General features: G+C 66.0%; 18 protein-coding genes and 1 other annotated feature. Of the genes, 12 read left to right on the top strand and 6 right to left on the bottom strand.

Translation table 11 applies throughout. The features are described 5' to 3' along the window. Positions 1 to 353: 353 nt before the first annotated feature. The 5 genes from G4Q83_RS21010 to G4Q83_RS21025 all read left to right on the top strand — a co-directional run bounded on the left by G4Q83_RS21010 (position 354) and on the right by G4Q83_RS21025 (position 6,930). On the top strand, positions 354 to 1,064 hold the full coding sequence (locus G4Q83_RS21010) for a DUF6531 domain-containing protein (protein WP_185817287.1): 711 nt from the start codon (positions 354 to 356) through the stop codon (positions 1,062 to 1,064). Further along, positions 1,054 to 2,463: an RHS repeat domain-containing protein gene (locus tag G4Q83_RS21015; protein ID WP_128421297.1), complete on the top strand. Its 1,410-nt coding sequence runs from the start codon at positions 1,054 to 1,056 to the stop codon at positions 2,461 to 2,463. Before G4Q83_RS21010 ends, G4Q83_RS21015 begins: the two co-directional genes overlap by 11 nt. Then, positions 2,460 to 3,314, top strand: coding sequence for a hypothetical protein (locus G4Q83_RS23850; protein ID WP_246432190.1), 855 nt, complete (start codon positions 2,460 to 2,462; stop codon positions 3,312 to 3,314). The genes G4Q83_RS21015 and G4Q83_RS23850 overlap by 4 nt, the downstream gene beginning before the upstream one ends. Further along, on the top strand, positions 3,254 to 5,668 hold the full coding sequence (locus G4Q83_RS21020) for a hypothetical protein (protein ID WP_246432414.1): 2,415 nt from the start codon (positions 3,254 to 3,256) through the stop codon (positions 5,666 to 5,668). Before G4Q83_RS23850 ends, G4Q83_RS21020 begins: the two co-directional genes overlap by 61 nt. Before the next feature lie 30 nt (positions 5,669 to 5,698). After that, positions 5,699 to 6,930 (top strand): IS3 family transposase gene (locus G4Q83_RS21025; RefSeq protein ID WP_185817288.1). Its coding sequence is split into 2 segments (ribosomal slippage): positions 5,699 to 5,981 and positions 5,981 to 6,930, totalling 1,233 coding nucleotides; the frame shifts between segments, so codons are not numbered across the junction. Further along, positions 5,980 to 6,096, top strand: a sequence feature (AL1L pseudoknot). (Overlaps the previous gene by 117 nt.) A gap of 155 nt (positions 6,931 to 7,085) precedes the next feature. On the opposite strand, the gene G4Q83_RS21030 is transcribed toward G4Q83_RS21025, so the two are convergent. Continuing rightward, the gene (locus G4Q83_RS21030; RefSeq protein ID WP_128420145.1) at positions 7,086 to 7,505 is read right to left on the bottom strand and encodes an IS3 family transposase; all 420 of its coding nucleotides are present in this window, start codon (positions 7,503 to 7,505) and stop codon (positions 7,086 to 7,088) included. Positions 7,506 to 7,544: 39 nt separating this feature from the next. Between G4Q83_RS21030 and G4Q83_RS21035 the strand changes: the two genes are divergently transcribed. The 4 genes from G4Q83_RS21035 to G4Q83_RS21050 all read left to right on the top strand — a co-directional run bounded on the left by G4Q83_RS21035 (position 7,545) and on the right by G4Q83_RS21050 (position 13,000). After that, positions 7,545 to 7,766, top strand: a complete 222-nt coding sequence (locus G4Q83_RS21035) for a hypothetical protein (protein ID WP_128420144.1) — start codon at positions 7,545 to 7,547, stop codon at positions 7,764 to 7,766. Between the two features lie 291 nt (positions 7,767 to 8,057). Further along, positions 8,058 to 8,453: an H-NS histone family protein gene (locus G4Q83_RS21040; protein ID WP_128420143.1), complete on the top strand. Its 396-nt coding sequence runs from the start codon at positions 8,058 to 8,060 to the stop codon at positions 8,451 to 8,453. Between the two features lie 446 nt (positions 8,454 to 8,899). Beyond that, positions 8,900 to 10,669, top strand: a complete 1,770-nt coding sequence (locus tag G4Q83_RS21045) for a methyl-accepting chemotaxis protein (protein ID WP_386272687.1) — start codon at positions 8,900 to 8,902, stop codon at positions 10,667 to 10,669. A gap of 243 nt (positions 10,670 to 10,912) precedes the next feature. After that, positions 10,913 to 13,000, top strand: a complete 2,088-nt coding sequence (locus G4Q83_RS21050; protein ID WP_128420142.1) for a phosphocholine-specific phospholipase C — start codon at positions 10,913 to 10,915, stop codon at positions 12,998 to 13,000. A gap of 164 nt (positions 13,001 to 13,164) precedes the next feature. Here the strand turns inward: G4Q83_RS21050 and G4Q83_RS21055 are convergent, their stop codons facing one another. Then, positions 13,165 to 15,450: a TonB-dependent receptor gene (locus tag G4Q83_RS21055; RefSeq protein ID WP_128420141.1), complete on the bottom strand. Its 2,286-nt coding sequence runs from the start codon at positions 15,448 to 15,450 to the stop codon at positions 13,165 to 13,167. Between the two features lie 253 nt (positions 15,451 to 15,703). On the opposite strand from G4Q83_RS21055, the gene rimK reads away from it, so the two are divergent. Beyond that, on the top strand, positions 15,704 to 16,597 hold the full coding sequence (gene rimK, locus G4Q83_RS21060; RefSeq protein ID WP_128420140.1) for a 30S ribosomal protein S6--L-glutamate ligase: 894 nt from the start codon (positions 15,704 to 15,706) through the stop codon (positions 16,595 to 16,597). A 223-nt stretch (positions 16,598 to 16,820) separates the two neighbouring features. On the opposite strand, the gene G4Q83_RS21065 is transcribed toward rimK, so the two are convergent. Further along, positions 16,821 to 17,366 (bottom strand): hypothetical protein, encoded by a 546-nt coding sequence (locus tag G4Q83_RS21065; RefSeq protein WP_170069160.1) that lies wholly within the window; start codon positions 17,364 to 17,366, stop codon positions 16,821 to 16,823. Between G4Q83_RS21065 and G4Q83_RS21070 the strand changes: the two genes are divergently transcribed. Both G4Q83_RS21070 and G4Q83_RS21075 read left to right on the top strand, forming a co-directional pair. Then, the gene (locus G4Q83_RS21070; protein ID WP_128420148.1) at positions 17,332 to 18,009 is read left to right on the top strand and encodes a response regulator transcription factor; all 678 of its coding nucleotides are present in this window, start codon (positions 17,332 to 17,334) and stop codon (positions 18,007 to 18,009) included. The genes G4Q83_RS21065 and G4Q83_RS21070 overlap by 35 nt on opposite strands. 373 nt (positions 18,010 to 18,382) lie before the next feature. Continuing rightward, complete coding sequence (locus G4Q83_RS21075; RefSeq protein WP_128420139.1) at positions 18,383 to 19,720, top strand: sensor histidine kinase; 1,338 nt, start codon at positions 18,383 to 18,385, stop codon at positions 19,718 to 19,720. Between the two features lie 259 nt (positions 19,721 to 19,979). On the opposite strand, the gene coaE is transcribed toward G4Q83_RS21075, so the two are convergent. From coaE to G4Q83_RS21090, 3 genes are read right to left on the bottom strand one after another with little or no spacing between them, the layout of a single operon-like run. Then, a complete protein-coding gene (gene coaE / locus G4Q83_RS21080) occupies positions 19,980 to 20,600 on the bottom strand; it encodes a dephospho-CoA kinase (RefSeq protein WP_128420138.1) in 621 nt (206 codons plus the stop codon). 13 nt (positions 20,601 to 20,613) lie between these two features. Beyond that, positions 20,614 to 21,477: a prepilin peptidase gene (locus tag G4Q83_RS21085; RefSeq protein ID WP_128420137.1), complete on the bottom strand. Its 864-nt coding sequence runs from the start codon at positions 21,475 to 21,477 to the stop codon at positions 20,614 to 20,616. Between the two features lie 6 nt (positions 21,478 to 21,483). After that, positions 21,484 to 22,740, bottom strand: a complete 1,257-nt coding sequence (locus G4Q83_RS21090) for a type II secretion system F family protein (protein WP_128420136.1) — start codon at positions 22,738 to 22,740, stop codon at positions 21,484 to 21,486. Positions 22,741 to 22,887 lie beyond the last annotated feature (147 nt).

Here is a 22,887-nt window from a genome sequence, read left to right on the forward strand (position 1 = left end):
CGGCGACGCCACCCAGGCGTCGACGAACGCTAGCCGCACCAGGTCGTCGCCGATCCCGTTCGGTCGGGCTGTCGCCACGCGCCTGCCGGGCGAGCAGGTCGATGACGGCGGCCAAGTACAGCCGTCCTGGGGATGAAAGTGTTGCTTCCCGGCGTCCGTTGCAGCGGGACAGGCCCACCTCTCGGCTGCCCCCTTTGACAGACCCGGGAATGGGATGTAGTTTGCTGGCGCGCATGGGTCGGGGGAGGCCCATCCGGGGAAACCGCCAGTCACACGGCGGGTCAAGCGCCGTAATCAATTCGATGACAACGTCATGGATGACGCGGTGCGCGGATCCATGCGAGGGAATGCACATGGATTGGTCTTGCCGCTCCACTTTCATGTTCCTCTACCAGGCTCCGGCCCATTCTGCCGCCGGGGTGTCCGTCGAGCGACGGCGCTGCGCTCTTGCCGCGTCGGTCATGATCGCCGCCCTGGCTTGTCTGGTGGCCAGGGAATCCAGTGCCAGGCTCATCCAGAGCCAAGCGGGGGATGGCGGCGCAGCCGGCGTGCCCACGCTGCCCACCGTGAATGCCGTGCACGATGGCGTTGCGCCCGGGCGTCTGGACGGCTTCATGGCGCTATGGGGCGTGCCCACGAACATGTTCCCGCGGCCGGACCGCTGGGACGATTTCATCGAACCCAGCAAGGGCGAACCGGATCCAGCAGGCAACGATGCCGCTGACGAATGCCCGAAGAGCGGCAATCCCGTCGTGTTGCGCACCGGAACCAAGGTCGAGACCGACGTCGACTTCACCGGCGGCGGCGAGATGCCCTTGACTCTGCAGCGCACGTTCAACTCGCTGGTCATGGAGAGATTCAATATCTTCGATTCCTGGTACAGCAACCTCGATCGACAGCTGATTCTCCATCCCGATACCAATGAAGCCCGCATGCGCCGGCCCGACGGGCGCTATCTGAAGTTCGCCAAGGGTGCCGACGGCATCTACCGGGAAGGCGGTTCCCAGCAGGGGGGGGCGGCGGCTGCCCGCCGGCCCGGACACGTGGGTCTACGTGAACCCTGATCTCACCACCGAGACTTATCTCGGCAGCAGGATGGTGGAAATCCGCAACCCCAACGGCGTTCGCTGGACGCTGAGCTATGGCGGCCCCGAAGGTGCGCAGTTGCAGCGCGTGACCCATAGCAATGGACGGTCCATGGAGTTCACCTGGATCCAGAAGAATGCACAGACGGGTGTCGGTCCGCGCGTGGTCGGCGTGCGCGATCCGCAGGGGAACGTCATCGAGTACGGGTACACCCAGGACATGTATGGCTTCCTGGAGACGGTGACCCACAAAGGCGATCCGGCCACCACGATCAAATACCACTACCTGTACAAGGAGCTCGGCCAGACCTACGGGATACCGCTGCTCACCGGGAAATCGATCGATGGTCGGCGCTACTCGATGTACACCTACGACGATCAGCGCCGGGCGACCTCCACCGCGCACGCCGGGGGTGTCGAACGCTTCGGGTTCTCGTACGAGCAGGGCCGCAATGGCGAGCGTGTCACCGTGGAGACCAATCCGTTGGGGAAGGTCGCCCGATACCGCTTCAAGGACCGCCGCCTGGTGGCGATCGAAGGCTTGCCTTCCGCCAATTGCGCCGCCGGCCACAGCGAAACGCACTACGACGGCAACGGCAACAAGCAGTTCACCTCGGACTTCGAAGGCAATCTGACCCGTTTCCAGTACGACGCGCATGGCCATCTGCTGCGCCGGGAAGAGGCCAGTGGAACCCCGGTCGCACGCGTCACCACGTTCGAATGGGACGAGCAGGCCAATCGCGTGGCCGCTGAAACGCTGCAGGGCGTCCTGGAAACCCGATACAGCTACGACAGCAACAATCGCCTGACCGTGCGTACTGAGAAGAGCCTTGCGGCCGGCAACGCGCAAGGCGAAGTGCAGACCACCACCTTCAGTTACCAGCTTCATCCCAATGGCCTGGTCAGCCGCATGGTGGAGGATGGGCCGGCGGCGGGCAACGGCGATGCGGTGACATCGACCTATTCGAGCGCCGGAGACCTCATCCGCATCGAGAACAGCGCGGGCCACGCCATCGTCATGGGGGACTACAACGGTTATGGCTACCCCGGCTACCTGATCGATGCGAACGGGCTGCGCAAGCACATCGCCTACGATGCGCGTGGGCGGCCGCTGGAGGTGCGTCTGGTGCTGGCGGCCGGGAACAGGACCACGCGCTATGAATACGATGCCTTCGGAAAGCTCGCCGCGATGACGGGACCGGACGACGTGCGGACCTCCAACCTCTACGACGTGGCAGGGTGCCTGCTTTCGACCTCCATTCCCGAGCCGGGCGGGAGCTTTGCCGAGACCCGGTACACGTACAACGCGCTGTCGCTTCCGACCAGCATGACCGTGCAGCGGGTCTTTGCCGATCCGGGCCGGGGGACGCAGCCATGAGCGCGTGCATCCGCAATGTCCTGCTGGCCGCAGTGCTGTTCTTCGCCTGGATCGGCAGCGCGTCGGCCGCGGCATGGGTGCAACTTGTCGGTCCGCCGAGCAACGCCTACCAGGCGCCCGCCGCCTTCGATCTCGGTGTCCGCTGGGGAGTGACCACGACCGGCCCCAAGGCGGAGTATCTGGACAATCTGCGCCTGCTGCGCAATGGCACGGTCGTGACCATGCAAGCGGGAGGGGTCTATCGCGAAGTGGGGTTGAGCCCGGGCGCCTACACCTACGAACTTCGCGCGGACGCCGTGCGCAATCTCCCCGATGGCGACCAGACCCGGCGATCCCTGGTGTCGGCGGTGGGACCGATCACGGTCAATGCGCCGCCCGCGCCATTCGATGGCGCGGAATTCGTATCATTGCAGATTCCCGGCCCCCTGCAACACCGCACGTCCTATACGTTCTCCGCGACCGTCCGCAATGCCGGCAACACCACATGGCCGGCGGGCGACGACTACCAGTTGGCGATGGCCCATGACGGCAACGCCAGGGCCTGGTCGTTTTCCAACGTTTCGGCGCCCCATGCGGTTGCGCCCGGGCAGACGGCGACCTTCACCTTCAATGTCGTTTCGCCTCCACCAGGAGAGAATGGCAGATGCACCGCAATGGCGCCGGCCGGTTCGGCGCAGCTTCCGAGCTGGCCACGCGATGGGTGGACGGGCCGATCAACAAGGCGCATTTCATCGACCAGGTCGTCCCCGACCGGATGGAGGCGGGCAAGACCTACAACATCTCGTTGCGCATGCGAAATGCGGGCAACACCACCTGGACATCGGCTGCCAGGTACGCATTGGGCGCATTGAACGACAACACCGTCTGGGGCACCGGGCGATTGGCGCTCGCCGAAGCGGTTGGCCCGGGCGCGGCGGCGACATTCGCGGCCCAGGTGCGCGCGCCGACCACGCCGGGCGTCTACGACTTCCGATGGCAGATGGTGCAGGACGGGGTGGAATGGTTCGGCGTCCACACCACCCACGTGGCCGTGACCGTCACCGCCCCGCCCTCCATCGTGACTGGCCACATCGACGGCCTGGCCGCGGACGGCAGCGCATTGCGGGGGTGGGCCTGCAGCACCCATCGCAACGACCCGATCGACGTGCATCTCTATGCGCGTGGCGCGTATGGGCAGGGCGGGGTGTTCCTCGGCGCGGCGCGGGCGAACCTTGCCAGCGAGCCGGCCGTGGCCGCGGCCTGCAAGGCGTCGGGGAACCAGTACCGGTTCAGCCTGCCACTGACCTACGCGCAGCGCCGCGAGCAAGCCGGGCAACTGCTCTATGTCCACGGAATTTCGCCGGTGGGTGGCGCCAACAGCGTCATCGCCGGGTCCGGCACGCACCGCGTAGCGCCGGCCCTCGTGGGAAGCATCACCGCCAACCCCAACCCTTGCACCATCGCGTGGGCACAGTCTGCCTGCGCGACCACCGTGCAATGGCTGGTGTCGGAGGGCGATGCGCAATTGTGGGGAGCGGTGGGAGCAGGCGCGGGCACGCGGTTGGCCAGCGGCCCCGGCGGCAGCGTGGCGCTGAACGACATCACCGCGGCCGGTCTCCGGCTTTGGCTGGTCAGTGGCGGGGAAACGCTTGCCACGTCGTCCGTTTCCGCCGTGGCGGCTGTCCAGTCAGGCGAAGTGCTGTCCAGGACGGAGTTCGCCTATGACGAGCTGGGGCGGATGATTTCCCACACCGAGGGCGATGGCACGGCCAGCCGGATGCGCTACGACGGCAACGGCAACCTCCTGGAGAAAACCAACGCGAAAGGCGAGCGTGACGTCTTCACCTATGACGCGCTGGGGCGTCGCTCGACGTCGCGCAACGGCACCGGCGGCCTGACGACCTACCAGTACAGTGCGCACGACCGTCTTGTCGCGGTCACCGATCCTCGCGGGCTCGTCACACGCTACGCTCGCGATGGATTCGCGCGGCTCTGGCGCCAGGAAAGCCCGGATTCGGGCGTGACCACCTTCACCTATGCCGCACCCGCACGGGTCACCAGCCGCACACGCGCCGATGGGGTGACGGTGTCCGCTACCTACGACGCGCTGGGGCGCACGCGCGCACTGTCGGCGGGCCAGGACGACCGTCTGCTGGAGTACGACGGCTGCGCCAATGGCATTGGCAGGCTGTGCACCGTGACGGTTGCCGGTTCCACCGTGAAGTTGGGATACGCCCAGGATGGGCAGGTGGCCCTGCGTGAAGAGTTCCCGGCGATGCCGGCGGTCGTGGCGAGCCGGCTGCGGATCTCGCATGACATGGCAGGTCGAGTGTCCGAGGTGATCTATCCCGACGGCATGGCGGCGAGCTATGGCTACAGTGGAAAGTGGCTCACTTCCTTGAACGTGCGGGGCAATGGCTGGAGCAGGCAGGTCGTCGCCGGCGCCACGTACGCCGCCCATGGCGGCGTGACGACCCTGACCCTTGGGAATGGAACGCGCTATCGGAATCACTATGACGCAGTCGGCAGGGTTGATCGTCGCACCGCCCTGCTGGACAATCCAGCCGCCGCCTTGGAGGACCTGTCCTATGCCTACGACGGAGCGGGCGCCATCGCGGCGATCACCGATCGACTGGACGGCGCCATGAGCCAGACCATCACCTACGACGCGGCCGGGCGGCTCGGCACCCTGCAACGCGGTGGCGTGTCGCATGCGATGGGATATGACGGCAACGGCAACTGGTTGACCCATTCGGATGGAAGTTCGCTGCGCACGTTCCGGTTCGAGGCGGCGAGCAATCGCCTGACGGGATACGTCACCAATCGTCAAGGCGACGCCGACCGGCAGTACGCATATGACGCGGTCGGCAATCGGATCGGCGAGACGGCCCAGGGGAGTCGGCGTTCCTTCCACTACGACGGCTTCAATCGGCTCGCGCGGGTCGAGGTCGATGGCGCGGGGACGCAGTACCTGGTGAACGGACTGGGCCAGCGCAGCGGCAAGCGGCGCGGCGATGGCAGCGCGGCGAGTTACCTCTACGCCGGGCAGAACCAGCTCATGGCGGACAAGGAGTCCTCGTCGGGCTGGAGCAACTACCTGTGGTTCGGCGGGCAGCTGGTGGGCGTGGTGCGCGTGGACACGCTCTACCATGTCCGTGGCGATCATCTCGGCCGTCCGTCGTTGGCGACCGACGACGTGGGCCAGGTGAACCGCCCCGGATTTTGAGGAGGCTCGAACTCTTGAGAGAATAGAGCCATGAACAAGAAATCAAGCAAGTTTTCCCCTGAAGTCCGCGAGCGTGCGGTGTGCCTGGTTCGGGAGCAACGCGGCGAGCATTCATCGACGTGGGCTGCGGTCGAATCGATTGCACCAATGATAGGCTGCACGCCTCAGACGCTGCTGGACTGGGTCAAGCGCTCCGAGATAGATAGCGGCGAGCGGGATGGCATCAGCACTGCTGAGCGTGAACGTCTCAAGGCACTGGAGCGTGAGGTCAAGGAATTGCGTCGAGCCAACGAGATTCTCAAGACCGCTAGTGTTTTTTTCGCGCAGGCGGAGCTCGACCGCAAACTGAAGTCGTAAATACTTATATCGATCGCTACCGGGATGGCCACGGGGTCGAGCCGATCTGCAAGGTATTGCAGGTTGCCCCATCGGCGTACCGGCGTTATGCAGCGCGGCAACGTAACCCTCAATTGTGTTGCGCCCGCAGCCAGCGCGACGCGGTACTGCGTATTGAGATCGACCGGGTGTGGCACGCCAACATGCGCGTGTATGGTGCCGATAAGGTCTGGCGGCAGTTGAACCGTGAAGGCATTGCTATCGCACGTTGTACGGTGGAGAGATTGATGCGTCAGCAAGGACTTCAGGGAGCACGGCGCGGCAAACATATTCGCACCACGCGTGCCGATCCGAAGGCGTCATGCCCGCTGGACCGAGTCAATCGTCAGTTCAAGGCGGATCGTCCCAATCAGCTTTGGGTCTCCGACTTTACCTATGTATCGACTTGGCAAGGTTGGCTGTACGTCGCCTTCGTTATCAACGTGTATGCCCGGCGTATCGTTGGCTGGCGCGTGAGCAGCCGCATGACGACGGACTTCGTCCTGGATGCACTGGAACAGGCGCTCTATGCTCGCCAACCGGAGAGCAAGGTTAGCCTGATCCATCATTCCGACAGAGGATCGCAATATGTTGGAATTCGCTACAGCGAACGATTGGCCGAAGCCGGCATTGCGCCATCGGTTGGCAGTCGTGGGGACAGCTACGACAACGCCTTGGCCGAAACCATCAATGGCCTATACAAGGCGGAATTGATTCATCGTCGTGGACCCTGGAAAACCAGGGAATCCGTCGAACTGGCCACGCTCGAATGGGTGGCCTGGTTCAACCATCATCGACTGCTGGAATCCATCGGCTATATCCCTCTGGCAGAAGCTGAGGCAAACTACTACAGCCAATTCATGAGCACTGCCTTGATGCCGGCTTAACTTAAACAAAATAGCCTCCGCGAAAGTCGGGGCGGTTCAAGGTGTCGCATCCCGGATGATTATATGGACTCTAAGCGCTATCCACTTTTCATGGCCAGATCCGTTTTGCAGGGGTTGATAGAGTCTGATCCTGCCCCCGAACAACGGACACCCGCTTAAGCTAGATTTTGTGCCTCAAACTGCTCGGAGCTGAGATAGCCCAGCGTGGAATGCAGTCGGCTGCGCTTGTAGTAGATCTCAACGTAGTCGAACACCTGCGCCTTGGCCTGTACACGCGTTGAGCATCGCTCGCCGTGGATGGCCTCCACTTTGAGGCTGTGATTCCAGCTTTCCATCGCTGCATTGCCATAGCAGTTGCCTTTTGCACGCATGCTCGCCACCAACCCGTGTTGCTCCAGGATGGTGCGGTGATCCTTGGCGCAGTACGGCATGCCGCGGTCGCTGTGTACGATCACGCCCTTGGGAAAACTACGACGAAACAGCGCCATCATGAGCGCATCGCAGACCAACACTGCCGTCATGCGATCGCTCATGGCCCAGCCGACAACCTTGCGCGAGTACAGGTCCAGGACCATCGCCAGATAAAGTCACCCTCGTCGGTGTGGATGTAGGGGATGTCGATGGCCCATGCCCGGTGGGGACGCTGCGCGGTGAAGTGCTGCTGGAGCAGATTTTCCGCAACCGGCAGGCGGTGCCTGGAGTTGATGGCGGGGCCGCTGCGCGCGGTGGCCGACGATGTGCGTGGCCAGATCATGGTGGACAGCGGGCACTTCATCCCGGAAGAGCGGCCCGAGGCGCTCACTGGCCTTCTCGCCGCGTTCCTGGCTGATCGATGAGGGAGGCAGGCGCGCCGCCGTTTACGGCGTGCCGGGCACGGTGCTGCGCTTGGCTCCCGCCGGACGTAGGGGGAGTCAGGGCGCTGTCTGGCTCACGACCTGCGATTGATGCATCGACTGCGGTGTGGCGGCGGTGTCGACTGCCGGGGCGGCGCGCCGCCGCCGCAGGCCTGTCCCGGAAGTCAGCAATTGGCATGCCGCGTCCATGTAACATCCAAGGTGTCTGTGCGTTCGCAGTCGATCGCCAGCGCATGCCGTGTCGCAAAAGCCATTTCTGAACAAGGGGAACATGTGAACAAGAAATCTCTCGAATCCATCGCTTCCGCCAAGGCCAAGCTGGAAGAAGAACTTCGCAATCTGGAAGCACAGGAAGCGCAATTGCGCCAAGGCCAGGCGGATGGCGCATTCGCCGAGGTCGTGCGCCTGCTCGGGCAATATGCTGAATACTTCAGTGCCAAGCAACGGTCCGAGGTCGCGACGCTGGCCGGCGCCGCAACCGTCAAGTCGAAGAAAGCGGCGTCCGTGAAAAAAGAGGTCGCGCCGAAATACTGGCTTCCGCACACCCAGGACACCTGGTCCGGACGTGGGCGCACGCCGCGTGCGTTCGCGGCCTGGGAAGGCACGGCAGCCTACAAGAACTGGAAATCGAAGCATCCGGATGAGAAGTTCCCCGCCTATCCTGGATGAGCTCGCGCGAGGCGGCCGTCGCCAAGAGAAGCGTCGGCTGGGCGCAGCCCGTGGGAAGGATGCGCGGTTCCCCGGCTTGAGTTGCAGCGAGGCGGCGTCCCGGCGCGGGACACTCGGGCGACGCGGCGAGCGGTCGCCAGGCAGGCGGCAGCCCCGATGCCTTGCGGTCTGTGAGCGCCATGACGGAGGTGCAGGCCAGTTCCCCGGTCCCGTTGGGTGCGGGCGCGGCGGCAAGCTCCGGCCGTGGTGCAGCCAGGACTGGACCGAGGTGGAGGACGCATGGCCTGGCGATCGGCGATCGCAGCGGCCCCGTGCAGGGTGCCGTGCGCCCGGCCGAAGCATGTCGCCCGGTGCGGGAGCCGCTAAAGAAGTTGTCCACCAAGCCGCTAAAGTGCGGATCGACCCAACTTCAGAGACGCCCATGTGGTTCACCCGTAGTCATCAAAGTGGAAGCGCTGGCCAAGGCTGTGAATGCCACGTTGCAGGGCGCTGCGGCGGCGTGGCCTGCGACGGCCCAGGCCGCGCTTGCGAAACAGTTGGCCGAGCGTGTGTACAGCGCGCAGCGCGAGCGCGATCTGGCCAAGGCGCAGGCTGAGCAGGCCACGCTGGCGCTCGAACACCTGGAGGGCCGTTTCGAGTTGGTGGCGAACGGCACCACGGATGGCTTGTGGGACATCGGCGTCGTTGCCGGTGACCCCGGCCATCCCGACAATCCGGTGTGGTGGTCCCCGCAGATGCGGCGATTGCTCGGCTTTTCCTCGGTGCAGGACTTTCCCGACGTGCTCGACAGTTGGGTCGCCTGCCTGCATCCGGAAGACAAGCAGCGGACGCTGGATGCGTTCGCGGCCCATCTCAACGACCGAAGCGGCAACACGCCGTACGACGTCGAAAACCGGCTTCGCTTGAAATCCGGCGAATATCGGTGGTTCCGCGCCTTCGGCACCACCGAGCGCGACGCGCACGGGGCGCCGCTGCGGGTCGCCGGTTCCCTCACCGACATCGCCGAGCGCCGCGCGCGCGAGCATTTCCTGGACGTCACGCTGATCCGCTTCGAGCTCGGCTCGCAGATGCTCAGCGACGGGCTCTGGGACATGAGCGTGATCGCAGGCGACCCGATCAATCCGAACAACGAGTTCTGGTGGTCGCAGCAGTTCCGGGACTTGCTGGGCTTCGAGTCCGAGCAGGATTTTCCCAATGTCCTGGACAGCTGGGCGTCACGCCTGCATCCCGAGGACAAGGAGCGGTCGCTGAACGCCTTCGCCGCGCACCTGAACGACCGTAGCGGCCGCACCGGCTTCGACATCGAGTATCGCCTGCAACTCAAGAGCGGGCAGTATCGCTGGTTCAGGGCACGCGGCCTGACCAAGCGCGCAGCGGACGGCACCCCGTTGCGCGCCGTGGGGGCGTTGATGGATGTCGAGGCGGGACGCCAGCTTGGCGAGGTGGCGAACACGCTCAGCAGCGCGGCGGGGAACATTGTGCGAAGCAACGACGATCTGGCGCGCCGTACCGAACAGCAGGCCGCGGCGCTGGAGGAAACCGCCAGTTCCATGGAAGAAATGACCAGCATCGTGCGCAAGAACGCCGATGGCGCGCACCAGGCCAACGGGTTGGCGAGCGGCGCCGCCGAGACGGCGTTGCGCGGCGGCGAGCTGGTCAACGGGGTGGTCAGCACCATGGCCGACATCCAAGCGTCCTCGCGCAAGATCGGAGAGATCATCACCGTCATCGATGGCATCGCGTTCCAGACCAACATCCTTGCGCTCAATGCCGCCGTGGAGGCGGCGCGCGCGGGCGAGCAGGGACGCGGCTTCGCCGTGGTCGCGTCCGAAGTGCGAAGCCTGGCGCAGCGGTGCACGACCGCTGCGAAAGAGATCCGCGACCTGATCTCCGAGTCCGGCGCCAAGGTCGGCCAGGGCGCGCAGCAGGTCAACGTGGCGGGCCAGGCGATGCAGGAACTGCTGGTTGCCGTGAAGCAGGTCAACGACATCATGGGCGGCATCGCCGCCGCCAGCCAGGAGCAGAGCGCGGGCATCGACCAGATCAACCAGAGCATCGTGCAGATGGACACGGTCACGCAGCAGAACGCCGTCCTGGTCGAAACGATGGCCTCTTCGGCCCGCGCGCTGGAGGACCAGGCGACCGCGCTGGCGAAAAGCGTCGCCGGCAATTCGCGGCGTTCCGCCTCCAAGCCAGCGTCGGCGATCGTGGCGTGATGTTACCCGGAGCACGCTGAACCGTCCGGCCCAGGGCCGGCGGGGCGCGCTGCGCCCGCATCCATGCCGCCGCGCCCGCTTGCATATCGCCATGCATGGCGATGATGCGGCAGGCAAGCGCGCGCGGCGGGGCGGCATCGTGCGGGCGGCGTTCCCGGCCCTGGCCGGCCTGTCAAATCCGCTTCATCCGCCGCGCCTACGCTGGACGGCCCATGAGCGCATGCTCGTCGCCGGCCCTCTCCCGTGGTCCAACACAGTCGCCGTCGTTTCCTCGCCCGTGCGTCGCTGGCTCTCGGCGCCGGCGCGGCCGCGCCGCTGTTGCCCGGTGCGATCCGCAGTGCGCTGGCGGTGCCGCCGGCACGGGTCACCGGCACCTTGCAGGACGTGCAGCACGTGGTGGTCCTGATGCAGGAGAACCGCGCGTTCGACCACTACTTCGGCTGCCTGCGCGGCGTGCGCGGCTTCGGCGACCCGCGGCCGCTGCGCTTGCCCGGCGGGCGTCCGGTCTGGTACCAGCCCGAGGCCGGCGCCGGCGATCGCTACGTATTGCCGTTCCGCCTGAACAGCCAGACCAGCAGCGCGCAGTGGATGAAGGATCTCAACCACGACTGGAAGGGATCGCACCACACATGGAAGCACCACGATGCCTGGATTGCGCAGAAGAGCGCGATGAGCATGGGCCATTTCCAGCGCGAAGACCTGCCGTTCTACTACGCGCTGGCCGATGCCTTCACCATCTGCGACGGCTACCACGCCTCGCTGTTCGGCCCCACCAATCCCAACCGCATGTACCTGTTCACCGGGACCAGCGGCCTGAGCGTCGGCGACGACGGCGAGCAGGCGGTGAACAATCGCGACGACGGCAACTGGACCGCCGACATGGCGCGTGACGACCCGCAGTTCCCCGGCTATGCGTGGACCACCTATTCCGAGCGCCTACAACAGGCCGGCGTCAGCTGGCAGGTGTACCAGGAGTTCGACAACTACGGCGACAACAGCCATCCGTACTTCGCCCGCTTCCGCCATCTGGACCGCCACTCGCCGCTGTACCGACGCGGCCGCGCCTGGGCGGCGGGTTCCACCGCCGACAATGCCAAGGCCTCGCGCGGCGAACATCTGCTCGCCGCGTTCGAACGCGACGTGCGCGGCGGCCGGCTGCCGCAGGTGTCGTGGATCGTGGCGCCGTACCTGCTCAGCGAGCATCCCGACGCCACCCCGGCCTATGGCGAATCGCTGAGCGCGCGTCTGCTGGAGGTGCTGGCAGGCGCGCCGCAGGTCTGGTCCAGGACCGTGTTCCTGATCAACTACGACGAGAACGACGGCTTCTTCGACCACGTGCCGCCGGCGCTGCCGGCGATCGATCCGGCACTGGGCGCCAGCAACGTGGACCTGCGCGGTGAGGACTACCACGGCGTTCCGGTCGGCCTCGGCCCGCGCGTGCCGATGCTGGTGGTGTCGCCGTGGAGCCGCGGCGGCTGGGTCGATTCGCAGGTGTTCGACCATACCTCGGTGATCCGTTTCCTGGAGCGCCGGTTCGGCGTCGCCGAGCCCAACATCAGCCCGTGGCGGCGCGCGATCGCCGGCGACCTGACCTCGGCGCTGGATTTCGCCGGCCACGACGATGGCCGTGTCGCGTTGCCGGACACGCGCGCTTTCGTCGCTCGCATCGATGCGAGCGCGGCATTGCCGCCGCCGCAGCGGCCCGTGCAGCAGGCGCTGCCCGCCCAGGAGCCTGGGCAGCGACCGGCGCGTGCCTTGCCCTACGATTTCGACGTGCGGCTGCAGGCGGGGCCGCAGGGGCAAACGCTGCGCATGCTCAATCGCAGTGCGGTCGGTGTGGCCTTCAATGCCTATGCCGATGGCGGCATCGCCGGACCGTGGTTCTACACGCTGGCGGCGGGCAGCGAACTGCACGACGCGCGCGCCTGGCGCGGCGCTGCGGCCGACACCGGCTATGCGTTGCGCGTGCATGGTCCCAACGGCTTCCTGCGCGAATTTTGCGGCGACGGCGTGGCCGACGCCGGCTTGCAGGCCGATGCCGACTACGACGCGGCCACGCAATGCCTGCTGCTGGAACTGCGCAATGCCGGCGCGCGGGCGTGCCGGCTGCGTGTCCGCGACGGCTACCGCGACGGGGCCGAACAGGCGCATCAGCTGGCCGCCGGCGAGCGCAGGCGGCTGTGTTTTCCCTTGCCGGCGCAGCATCACTGGTACGACCTGGATGTCGCGAGCCAGACCATGCCGCAGTGGCGGCGACGCCTGGCCGGGCACATCGAGACCGGCCGCCCGAGCATGAGCGATCCGGCGATCGGCGCAGGCGTTGCCGGTTAGCGGCCGGCCCACGTCGCGGCTGCAGCCGCGACAGGTGTCGCCTCCGCAGCCTGCGACAACGTCACCGGCAACGCCATGCACAATCGGAAGAAGCCACCGACCGGCGGCTTCTTCCGTGCGGCAAATCCGCCACAGGCGGGCGCCTTCCCTGGCGATGCGCCGGGTCAGAACTTGCCGCTGAGGGTGACGAAGAACTGCCGTGGCGCGCCGGCCATCAGCGTCTGGTTGTAGCCGTTGGGATCGGAGACCACGTAGCCGTTGGTGCCGACGGTGGCGAAGTAGCGCTTGTCCAGCAGATTGGTGACATTGGCGCTCAGGCCCAGGTTCTGCATCATGCCGACCTGGCCGAAGTCGTAGCCGGCGCTCAGGTCCAAGCGCCAGTAGCTCGGCACCGACGAGTCGTTGAGGTAGCTGATGTAACGGCGGCCGGTGTACTTGCCGTCCAGCGCGGCGTGCCAACCGGCGTTCTCGTAGGCCAGGCTGCTGGAGAACATCCATTGCGGGATGCCGACCACGCGCTTGCCGGCCGTGGCCACCACGCCGCCGCTGAGGTAGTCGTCCTGGTAGCTGGAATCGTCGTAGGACAGCGAGTTCAGCCAGCGCAGCTGCGCGATCGGGCGCCACATCACCGCCAGGTCCGCACCCTGGCTGCGTACCGAGCCGACGTTGTTGAGCGTGGCCGGGCAGGTCTGGATCGCGCTGCATGGCGAGGTCACCAGCAGGCGGTTGTCGAAGATGGTGTGGTACAGCGCCAGCGACGCCTCGATGCCGGCGCCACGCACCCGGTAGCCCAGTTCGTAGGTCTGCGCGGTCTCCGGTTGCAGCGAGCCCTTGATCGCGTCGAAAGCGGCCTGCGATTCCTGGAACGGGGTGAAGCCGAAGCCGGCCATGTTCTTGTTGTAGGACGCGTAGATTTCCTGGCGCTCGTCGAGCTTGTAGTTCACGCCCACCTGCGGCAGCAGGTCCGAGTCGGCCTCGATCTTGCCGGCCGCGTTGGAGCCGGTCGGCACCAGCGAGCGCGCGGTGGCGTCCACCTGCAGATGCTTGGCGCCGACGTTCAGCGTCAGCCGTTCGTCGAGCAGGCGCAGCGTGTCCTGCGCATAGACCATGCGCGTGTGGGTGTCGTAGTGCTGGGCGAACTGGCGCGCGAACAGGGTGCCGGACCTGTTGAAATAGAACAGGTCGGTGAACGGGCCGTCGAGCCGGAAGTAGTTGCGCTCCTGCACGGTCTTGGCGTTCTGGTACCAGCCGCCGATCTCGATCTCGTTGCCGGCGACGGTGAAGTTCAGCGAGGCGGTGGCGCCGTGCCGGTCGAGGCGGTAGTCGGTGGTGCGCATCGACAGCGGAACGCTGGCCGAGGAGGGCACGTACGGCGTGGTCCATTGCCCTTCGCCGGTGTTGTCGTGGTAGTAGCCGGTCAGGTTCAACGTGGCGGCGCCGCCGAGGTTGAAGCCGCCGCTGAGCGCGGCCAGGTTGTCGCGGCGCAGGCCGGCACCGGAATAGTACGAGGCGTCGGCCTTGCCGTAGCCGGCGGGCAGGCCGTTCAACGACGCCGGGTAGCCGCCGCGGCCGTTGAGCGCGTTGGCGATCTGCACCGCGCTGTTCCAGTCCGGCATCAGGTAGTCCCAGTCCCACCCCAGCACTTTCTGCGAGGTCAGCGACAGGTCCATGATGTCGTATTCCTTGCGCTTGGAGCTGTCCAGGAACAGGCTGAGCCGGTTGCCGTCGCCCCATTGGTACAGCGCCTTGGCGTTGGCCTGGTTGTAGACGTTGTTGCCGTAGCCCTTCCACTTGTCGGTTTCGCCGTGCACGACCGAGGTGTACAGCGAGAAACCGTCGATGTCGCCGGTGTCGCCGCGCAGGTAGCTGCGGCGCGCGGAGTCGGAGCCGAAGGTCTGGCTGAAGCGGATGCCCGGCTCGGCGTCCGGGTCGTCGGAGTAGTAGCGCACGGTGCCGCCGAGGTTGCTGCTCGAGGCGGTGCCCAGCGCACCGGCCCCTTGCGCCAGTTCCACCGAGCCGATGTTCTCGGAGATGATCGCGCGGGTCACCTGCAGGCCGTCGCTGACGCCGTAGCTCATGTTGCCCAGCGGCACGCCGTCCAGGGTGAAGCCCAGGCGGCTCTGGTCGAAACCATGCAGGCTGATCGCGGTCGACCATTCGTACGCACCCCATGCATCGGCCGACTGGAACTGCACGCCGGGCAGCTTGTCCAGCACCTTCAGTGCGCTGGTGCCCGGCGCGGCGGTGCCGATGTCCTGGCGGGTGATGCGCTGCACCTGGCGGGTGGTGCCGGTGGACACCACGGTGATCGCATCTAGCCTCGTCGCGTCGCTGCCGCCGGTCTCGGCGGCGGCCGGCGCGGTCTCGGCCAGCGCGGCGAACGCCGGCAGCGCGGCCGCGACGGCAAGCACCAGCGCATGCAGGCGCAAGGATCTGGGAGTAGGGGTCATCGAAATTCACCAGTGGGAGAGGGGAGGCGCCGGCCTGCCGCGTGACGGCCAGCACACGGCCGGTGCGGCCCGCTCGCCACCATGCAAGTGTTTTGTGAAGGTTTCGGGGCGGTTCCGTGTCGGCTGCGGGACAGCGCGCGCACCGCGTCCGGTCGCTTTCCCGTGCTGCACCGGCGCGTGCGCGGGCGCCCGGGCGGCGGCGCGCAGACGGCGCAACGTATGATGCCGGGCCTGCCACCGCCGTCGTGCCTCGATGAAGCTCGCCATCCTGTCCCGCAACACCAAGCTGTATTCGACGCGCCGCCTGGTCGAGGCCGGCCGCGAGCGCGGGCATACGGTGCGCGTGCTCGACCCGTTGCGCTGCTACATGCGCATCGCCGCCGGCGCCTTCACCATGCACTACAAGGGCAAGCCGATCACCGGCTATGACGCGGTGATCCCGCGCATCGGCAATTCCATCACCCGCTACGGCACCGCGGTGCTTCGCCAGCTGGAGATGATGGGCGTGCGTACCCCGAATCCGTCCGACGCGATCCTGCGCGCCCGCGACAAGTTGCGCGCGCACCAACTGCTGGCGGCCAAGGGCATCGACATGCCGATGACCGTGTTCGGCGACAACCCCGACGACACCGGCGATCTGCTGTCGATGCTGGGCCCCCCGCCGCACGTGGTGAAGTTGAACGAGGGCACCCAGGGCACCGGCGTGATCCTGACCGAGAAGGCCAGCGCCTCGCGTGGCGTGGTCGAGGCGCTGCGCGGCCTGTACGCCAATTTCCTGGTGCAGGAGTTCATCGGCGAGGCCGAAGGCGCCGACCTGCGCTGCTTCGTGGTCGGCAACCAGGTGGTCGCGGCGATGCGCCGGCAGGCGCCGGAAGGGGACTTCCGCTCCAATCTGCATCTGGGCGGCAGCGCGCAGTTGGCCAGCGCCAGTCGCAGCGAGCAAGACGTGGCGGTCCGCTCGGCCAAGGCCTTGGGTCTGGGCGTGGCCGGCGTCGATCTGATCCGTTCGCGGCGTGGCCCGCTGGTGCTGGAGGTCAATTCCACCCCCGGCCTGGAAGGCATCGAGACGGTCTGCGGCATGGATATCGCCGGCAAGGTCATCGATCATCTTGAAAACAGCCTGATCCGAAGGAAATCAGTCACTTGAGACAATGTTCACCCCTCCTTTCTTGCTTAACGAGGGTTTAATTCCAGGCGGCGTATGTTTCGTCGGGCCGCAGCTCTGCGCTCCTCCGCAGGAACGGTATCGGGGTATCACTTTCGGCCCAAGCGGCGTCGCCGCTTGGGCCTTTTTGTGCGTGCGGCGCCGGTGTCTTGCGCGCGTGCCGAACCGCTGCCGCGCGCCGCTTGCGGCCCGGTTCGCAGGACGGCTACAGTCGTGACGATTCACACCACCAATCGCGTAGGGGCAGGGATGAAGGCGTTGATCGGTCCGATGCGGGATGGCGCTGGCGTGCACCGCGGTCGCAGCGCCGAAAAGTGAGGCGCTCATGAACGTGAACAAATCGTTCGCGCAGCAACTCAGTACAATCCGCCAGCAACTGGACGACGGCAAGACCTATGCCGAACTCGGTGCAGAACATCGCCGCACGGTGGAGGCTGCCGCGCATGGCCGCGCTGCTGAACGCCCATTCCGACGTCGGCACGCTGCGCGAGGAGTAGAAGGTCGCGCCGTCCGACGACCAGGAAGCGGTCGACGCGCTGCTGCCCAAGGCCGCATCGGACCGCCGGCCGATCTGCGGGCGCGAAGCGGTCGTCGGGTCGCTGCGCACCACGACGCAATGCAAGACCGTGGCGGAACGCCGCCGCGACAACGAGGATGCGCAGGAACTTGATGCGGCGCAATCCAACTGGCAAGTACGACTGATGGGGTAAATGTTGGTGCGAATTCTAGTGATCGAAGACAACAGCGACATCGCTGCCAATCTGGGCGACTACCTCGAAGACCGCGGGCATACGGTGGATTTCGCCGCCGATGGCGTCACCGGCCTGCACCTGGCGGTGGTGCACGAATTCGATGCGATCGTGCTCGACCTCAACCTGCCCGGCATGGACGGCATCGAGGTCTGCCGCAAGCTGCGCAACGAAGCGCGCAAGCAGACCCCAGTGCTGATGCTCACCGCGCGCGATTCGCTGGACAACAAGCTGGCGGGCTTCGACTCCGGCGCCGACGACTACCTGATCAAGCCGTTCGCGCTGCAGGAAGTGGAGGTGCGGCTCAATGCGCTGTCGCGCCGCGGCAAGGGCGTGCATACCCGCGTGCTGGAGACCGGCGACCTGGAGTACAACCTGGACACGCTGGAAGTGCGGCGCCAGGGCAAGCTGTTGCAACTCAACCCCACCGCGCTGAAGATCCTGCAGGCGTTGATGGAAGCCTCGCCCGCCGTGGTGACCCGGCAGGAACTGGAGACCCGCGTCTGGGGCGAGGAACTGCCCGATTCGGACTCGCTGCGCGTGCACATCCACGGCCTGCGCGCGGTGGTCGACAAGCCCTTCGAGGTGCCGATGATCCAGACCCGCCACGGCATCGGCTACCGCATCGCCGCGCCCGAGGCCTGACGGCTGAAGGCTCACTGTCGTCCCTTCGGAAACACGTGTTGTTGGTTCACGCCGTCTACGCGGTTCCTGAGGATTGCTTCCTCGCCATTAGATGGTGTACGGTGAGTTATTCGGCGCAAAAAAATTATTGTTGTATCGATAGGCGGTGGCTAACAACCATGTCCAGACGGCGAGGACAGCAAAAGATGAGGAAGCTATTTTCCATTGTGGCGTTGGTTGGGCTGGCGCTGGGGGCTGATTCTGCATCTTCTAATCCATTTTGATTGTCATGATTCGTAATAGCGGCCCAAGCGGGCCGCTATTGTTTTGCGGAGTGTGACTTGCTGATTCGTGTGGTTGTCTGCAGTGTCGGCATCCGTATGCCGGTCTTGCCATGAGGTCCGAATTAGTGGTGCGAATAATGAAGGTCCGTAGCCGGCGGCGTCTACGCACCCGCATCATCCTGTCGTTCTTGTTGTTCGGTACTGGGCTGACGATTCTGTTTGCGCTTGCGACAATCTGGGCTAATCGATACATCGAAGCCAAGATGATCGAGGACGTGATGAATCGCAACATCGAAGTGATGGCGCGGTCATATGCGGCGAATCCGGATGCGAAGCCCACGCTTCAGGTCGAACAGATGTATGCGCGCGCAGTCAATCCGAACGATCCGGAAGCGATGGCGCGGCTTGCGCGAGATTTTCCGGGGTGGGGAACGATGCAGGAAGGTATCCAGGGCTACAGCGGAACAGATGAATTCAATAAGCCGCTGGTGTACCAGGTTGCAGTGCGAAAGACGCCCGATGCCTGGTTTTTCCTTGCGTACGATACGACGCGAGCCAGCGTTGCCCAGGATCGGTTGAGGGCTTGGTTGTACCTTTCAGTTCTGCTGTTTGGTTTTTTTTCACTGCTGATCGGTCGGTGGTCGGCGTCCAAGGTCATGCGCCCAGTGTCGGACCTGGCCGCGCGCCTGCGCGCCTACCGTGGCGGCACCAGCGAGCCCAAGCCGCTGGCGCCGCATTTCCCCGACGACGAAGTCGGGCAGCTGGCCGAAGCGCTGGACGACTACTCGGCCCGGCTCACCGAAGTGGTGCAGCGCGACCGCGAGTTCAACGCCGACGTCAGCCACGAACTGCGCACGCCGCTGGCGGTGATCCGCGGCGCCACCGAACTGCTGCTGACCCGCCCCAACCTCGACGACAAGGTCCTGCAGCGCCTGCAGCGCATCCAGCGTGCCGAACAGCAGTGCAGCGACCTGATCGGTTCGCTGCTGCTGCTGTCGCGCAACGAGCGCGGGCAGGGCCACAGCAACGTGGCCAGGGTCGCCGAGCATCTGATCGAGTCGCATCGCGCGCAACTGGGCGGCAAGCCGCTGCAACTGCTGCTGGAGGGCGAGCGCGACCTGACCATCGACGCACCGGAGGCGGCGCTGTCGGTGGCGCTGGGCAACCTGATCGGCAACGCGGTCAAGTACACCCAGCAAGGCCGGGTGGTGGTGCGGGTGCTGAGCGACGCGGTGCAGGTGATCGATTCCGGCCCCGGCCTCAGCGAGGAAGACGCCGCCAAGCTGTTCCAGCGCGGCTACCGCGGCACCCACGCCGGGCACTCGCAGGGCGGCGGCATCGGCCTGTCGATCGTCAGCCGCCTGTGCGATCTGTACGGCTGGCAGGTCAACGTGCGCCCGGGCGCATCCAAGGGCGTGGTGGCGACGCTGTGGTTCAGGCCGGCGTGATGGATGCGCCGCTGTCGTGTCTTGGGTTTGCCTGAGATGCTTCGCTTTCCCGGCAGCCGGTCATCGGGCCGTTCGACGCACGCTTGCCGGCGTTCGGCATCGTTCAAGCCGTACCGATGCAGACCAGCGCGACCGGGGCCGTTCCCACCCGTGTTGGACGGTCGCGCCCCGGACCGAAAACGCCCGGAGCATTTCCGACGCTGGTATGTGCAGCCAGCGGAGTCGCTCCCACACGGGCATCGCTTGGATCGAACGTGCTCTAGGCGGTCTTCGCCGCCGCCAACGCGCGATACCGCCGATCCAGCGCATCCGCCGCGTCGCGCAACTGCGCCGCATCGCCATCGTTGACCACGACATCGTCGGCGATGCCCAGCCGCGCCGCGCGCGTGGCCTGCGCCGCGATCATCCGCTGCGCCAGCTCGGCGGTGATGCCGTCGCGCTGCATCAGGCGCGCATGTTGCGTCGCTTCGGGCGCATCGACCACCAGGATCCGGTCCAGCCAGGGATAGGCGGTGCGCGCGCCGGCCTCGGTCAGCAGCGGGATCGCCGCGATCGCGTAGGGACTGGCGGCCTGGCGACACGCCTGCTGCAGCAGCGCGCGGATCGCCGGATGGGTGATCGCCTCCAGGTCGCGCCGCGCCACCGGATCGGCGAAGATGCGCTGGCGCAGCGCGGCCCGGTCCAGGCTGCCGTCCCCGCGCAGGATCTGCGGCCCGAACCGGCCCACGATCCGCGCGAGCGCCGGATGCCCGGGCGCGACCACCGCGCGCGCGGCCATGTCGGCATCGGCCACGACGATGCCCTTGGCCTCGAAACGGCGGCCCAGCGCGCTCTTGCCGGAGGCGACGCCACCGGTGAGGCCGACGATGAAGCCGCTCATCGCCGCGCCCCGCTCAGCGCAGCCCGGACCAGCGCATATAGGTGTTGATGATTTCCGTGCCCCAGAAGAACGTGATCCAGCCGGCGATGGCCAGATACGGGCCGAACGGAATCGGCGTGGCCCGGTCGCGGCCCTTGATCGCCAGCCACAGCGATCCGAGCACCGCGCCGACCAGCGAGGAGATCAGGATGGTCGGCAGGATGCCGTTCAGTCCGCACCAGGCGCCCAGCGCCGCGAGCAGCTTGAAGTCGCCATGGCCCATGCCTTCCTTGCCGGTGATCTGCTTGAACAGCCACCATACCGACCACAGCGACACATAGCCGACCGCCGCGCCGAGCAGCGCCGGCTTGGCCGGCATGTACAAATTGTCCATGCTGCCGACCAGGCCCAGCCACATCAGCGGCAAGGTCAACTGGTCCGGCAACAGGCGGGTGCGCAGATCGATGCCGGACAGCGCCACCAGGAAGCAACTGAGCACGATCGCGCCGAAGCCCTGCCAGCCGAAGCCGAAGCGCCACACGCTGGCCACCACCAGCAGGCTGGTCAGCAACTCCACCAGCGGGTACTGGATCGAGATCGGCGCATGGCAATGCCGGCACTTGCCGCGCAGGGCCAGCCAGCTGAACAGCGGGATGTTCTCGTACCAGGACAGCCTGTGCTTGCAGTGCGGGCAGTGCGACGGCTCGACCACGATGCCGGGCGGCGGCGGATCGTAGAGGTCCGGCAACTGCAGGATCTCGCGCGAGTCGCGCTTCCACTGCCATTCCATGCGCCGGGGCATGCGCAGGATCACCACATTGAGGAAACTGCCCACCAGCAAGCCCAGCCCGGCCGCGACGGGATAGCCGAGGCCGGGGTGTTGATCGAGAAATGCCATGCGCTACTAGACCACGGACGCCAGCTTGAAGATCGGCAGGTACATGCCGATGACCATGCCGCCGACGATGGTGCCGATGAACACCATGATCAGCGGCTCGATCAGGCTGCTCAGCGCATCGACCGCATTGTTCACTTCCTGCTCGAAGTACTCGGCCACCTTGAACAGCATGGCGTCCAGCGCGCCGGCCTCTTCGCCGATGGCGGTCATCTGGATGACCATGTGCGGGAACAGGTTGGTCTGCTTCATCGCCACGTTGACCGGATAGCCCACCGACACGTCGTCGCGCATGCGCAGCACGGATTTCTCGTAGACGCTGCTGCCGGTGGCGCCGGCGACGATGTCCAGCGCCTCCACCAGCGGCACGCCGGCGCGGAAGGTCACCGCGAGCGTGCGCGCGAAGCGCGCCACCGAGCTGTTGTGCATGATCTGGCCGATGATCGGCACCTTCAGGATCAGCCGATCCATGCCGTGCTGCATCGATGGCGAGCGCTTGTAGGCGAAGATGAAGCCGACGATGCTGCCCACCAACACGAACAGCAGCATCCACCAGTAGGCGACCATGAAGCGCGAGGCGGCCACGATCATCTGCGTGAACGCAGGCAGCTCCGCGCCAAAGCTCTTGAACACATCCTCGAACTGCGGCACCACCCACACCAGCAGGATCGAACTGACGATCAAGGCGACCGCCATGACCATGGCCGGATAGAACAAGGCCTTCTTGATCTTGCCCTTCAGCGCCTCGATGTTTTCCTTGTAGGCCGCCACCGTCTCCAGCACGGTTTCGAGCACGCCGGCGCCCTCGCCGGCCTTGACCAGGTTGCGGTAGAGTTCGTCGAACTGGACCGGATGCTTGCTGATCGCCTCGTACAGCGACGAGCCGCCCTCGATGTCGGTGCGGATCTGGTCCACCATCTTCTTCATGCGCGGGTTCTTGTGCCCGCTGGCGATGATCTCCAGCGACCCCACGATGGGCACGCCGGACTTCATCATCGTCGCCATCTGGCGGCTGAAGAAGGCGATGTCCTTGGCGCTGATCTTGCTGCCGGCCGCGCCGAACAGCGGCTTGGGCTTGGGCTTGACCAGCGATGGGGTGATGCCCTGGCGGCGCAACTCCGCGCGCAGCAGGTTGGCGTTCTTGGCGGCCTGCTCGCCCTTCATCCTGACGCCGCGCTTGTCGGTTCCCTCCCACACGAAAGGCACCTGCTGGCTGGTTCCCCGCGTGACGGGCTGTTTGGATACTGCGCTGCGAGTTGCGGACATCAGGTGGGCTCCCGTCCAGCCATCCCCAGGCGGACACTTGCTGCATGGTATCGGTTTCCCCTGCCTCCCGCATCCGCGGGCGGTCGCCTGTGCCACTGCCGTGGACCCGCCCGCAGGCAGGAGTGTCGGACTGACGCTTTGCGTCAC

The sequence above is a fragment of the Xanthomonas theicola genome, from assembly GCF_014236795.1.
GTDB lineage: Bacteria > Pseudomonadota > Gammaproteobacteria > Xanthomonadales > Xanthomonadaceae > Xanthomonas_A > Xanthomonas_A theicola.

What these genes read in the sequence shown, in the direction of transcription:
- G4Q83_RS21010 (WP_185817287.1), top strand. Translation starts at nt 354, where the DNA reads ATGGATTGGTCTTGCCGCTCCACTTTCATGTTCCTCTACCAGGCTCCG.
- G4Q83_RS23850 (WP_246432190.1), top strand. Translation starts at nt 2,460, where the DNA reads ATGAGCGCGTGCATCCGCAATGTCCTGCTGGCCGCAGTGCTGTTCTTC.
- G4Q83_RS21020 (WP_246432414.1), top strand. Translation starts at nt 3,254, where the DNA reads ATGCGAAATGCGGGCAACACCACCTGGACATCGGCTGCCAGGTACGCA.
- G4Q83_RS21030 (WP_128420145.1), bottom strand. Translation starts at nt 7,505, where the DNA reads ATGGTCCTGGACCTGTACTCGCGCAAGGTTGTCGGCTGGGCCATGAGC.
- G4Q83_RS21035 (WP_128420144.1), top strand. Translation starts at nt 7,545, where the DNA reads ATGTCGATGGCCCATGCCCGGTGGGGACGCTGCGCGGTGAAGTGCTGC.
- G4Q83_RS21055 (WP_128420141.1), bottom strand. Translation starts at nt 15,450, where the DNA reads ATGACCCCTACTCCCAGATCCTTGCGCCTGCATGCGCTGGTGCTTGCC.
- rimK (WP_128420140.1), top strand. Translation starts at nt 15,704, where the DNA reads ATGAAGCTCGCCATCCTGTCCCGCAACACCAAGCTGTATTCGACGCGC.
- G4Q83_RS21065 (WP_170069160.1), bottom strand. Translation starts at nt 17,366, where the DNA reads ATGTCGCTGTTGTCTTCGATCACTAGAATTCGCACCAACATTTACCCC.
- G4Q83_RS21075 (WP_128420139.1), top strand. Translation starts at nt 18,383, where the DNA reads ATGAGGTCCGAATTAGTGGTGCGAATAATGAAGGTCCGTAGCCGGCGG.
- coaE (WP_128420138.1), bottom strand. Translation starts at nt 20,600, where the DNA reads ATGAGCGGCTTCATCGTCGGCCTCACCGGTGGCGTCGCCTCCGGCAAG.
- G4Q83_RS21085 (WP_128420137.1), bottom strand. Translation starts at nt 21,477, where the DNA reads ATGGCATTTCTCGATCAACACCCCGGCCTCGGCTATCCCGTCGCGGCC.
- G4Q83_RS21090 (WP_128420136.1), bottom strand. Translation starts at nt 22,740, where the DNA reads ATGTCCGCAACTCGCAGCGCAGTATCCAAACAGCCCGTCACGCGGGGA.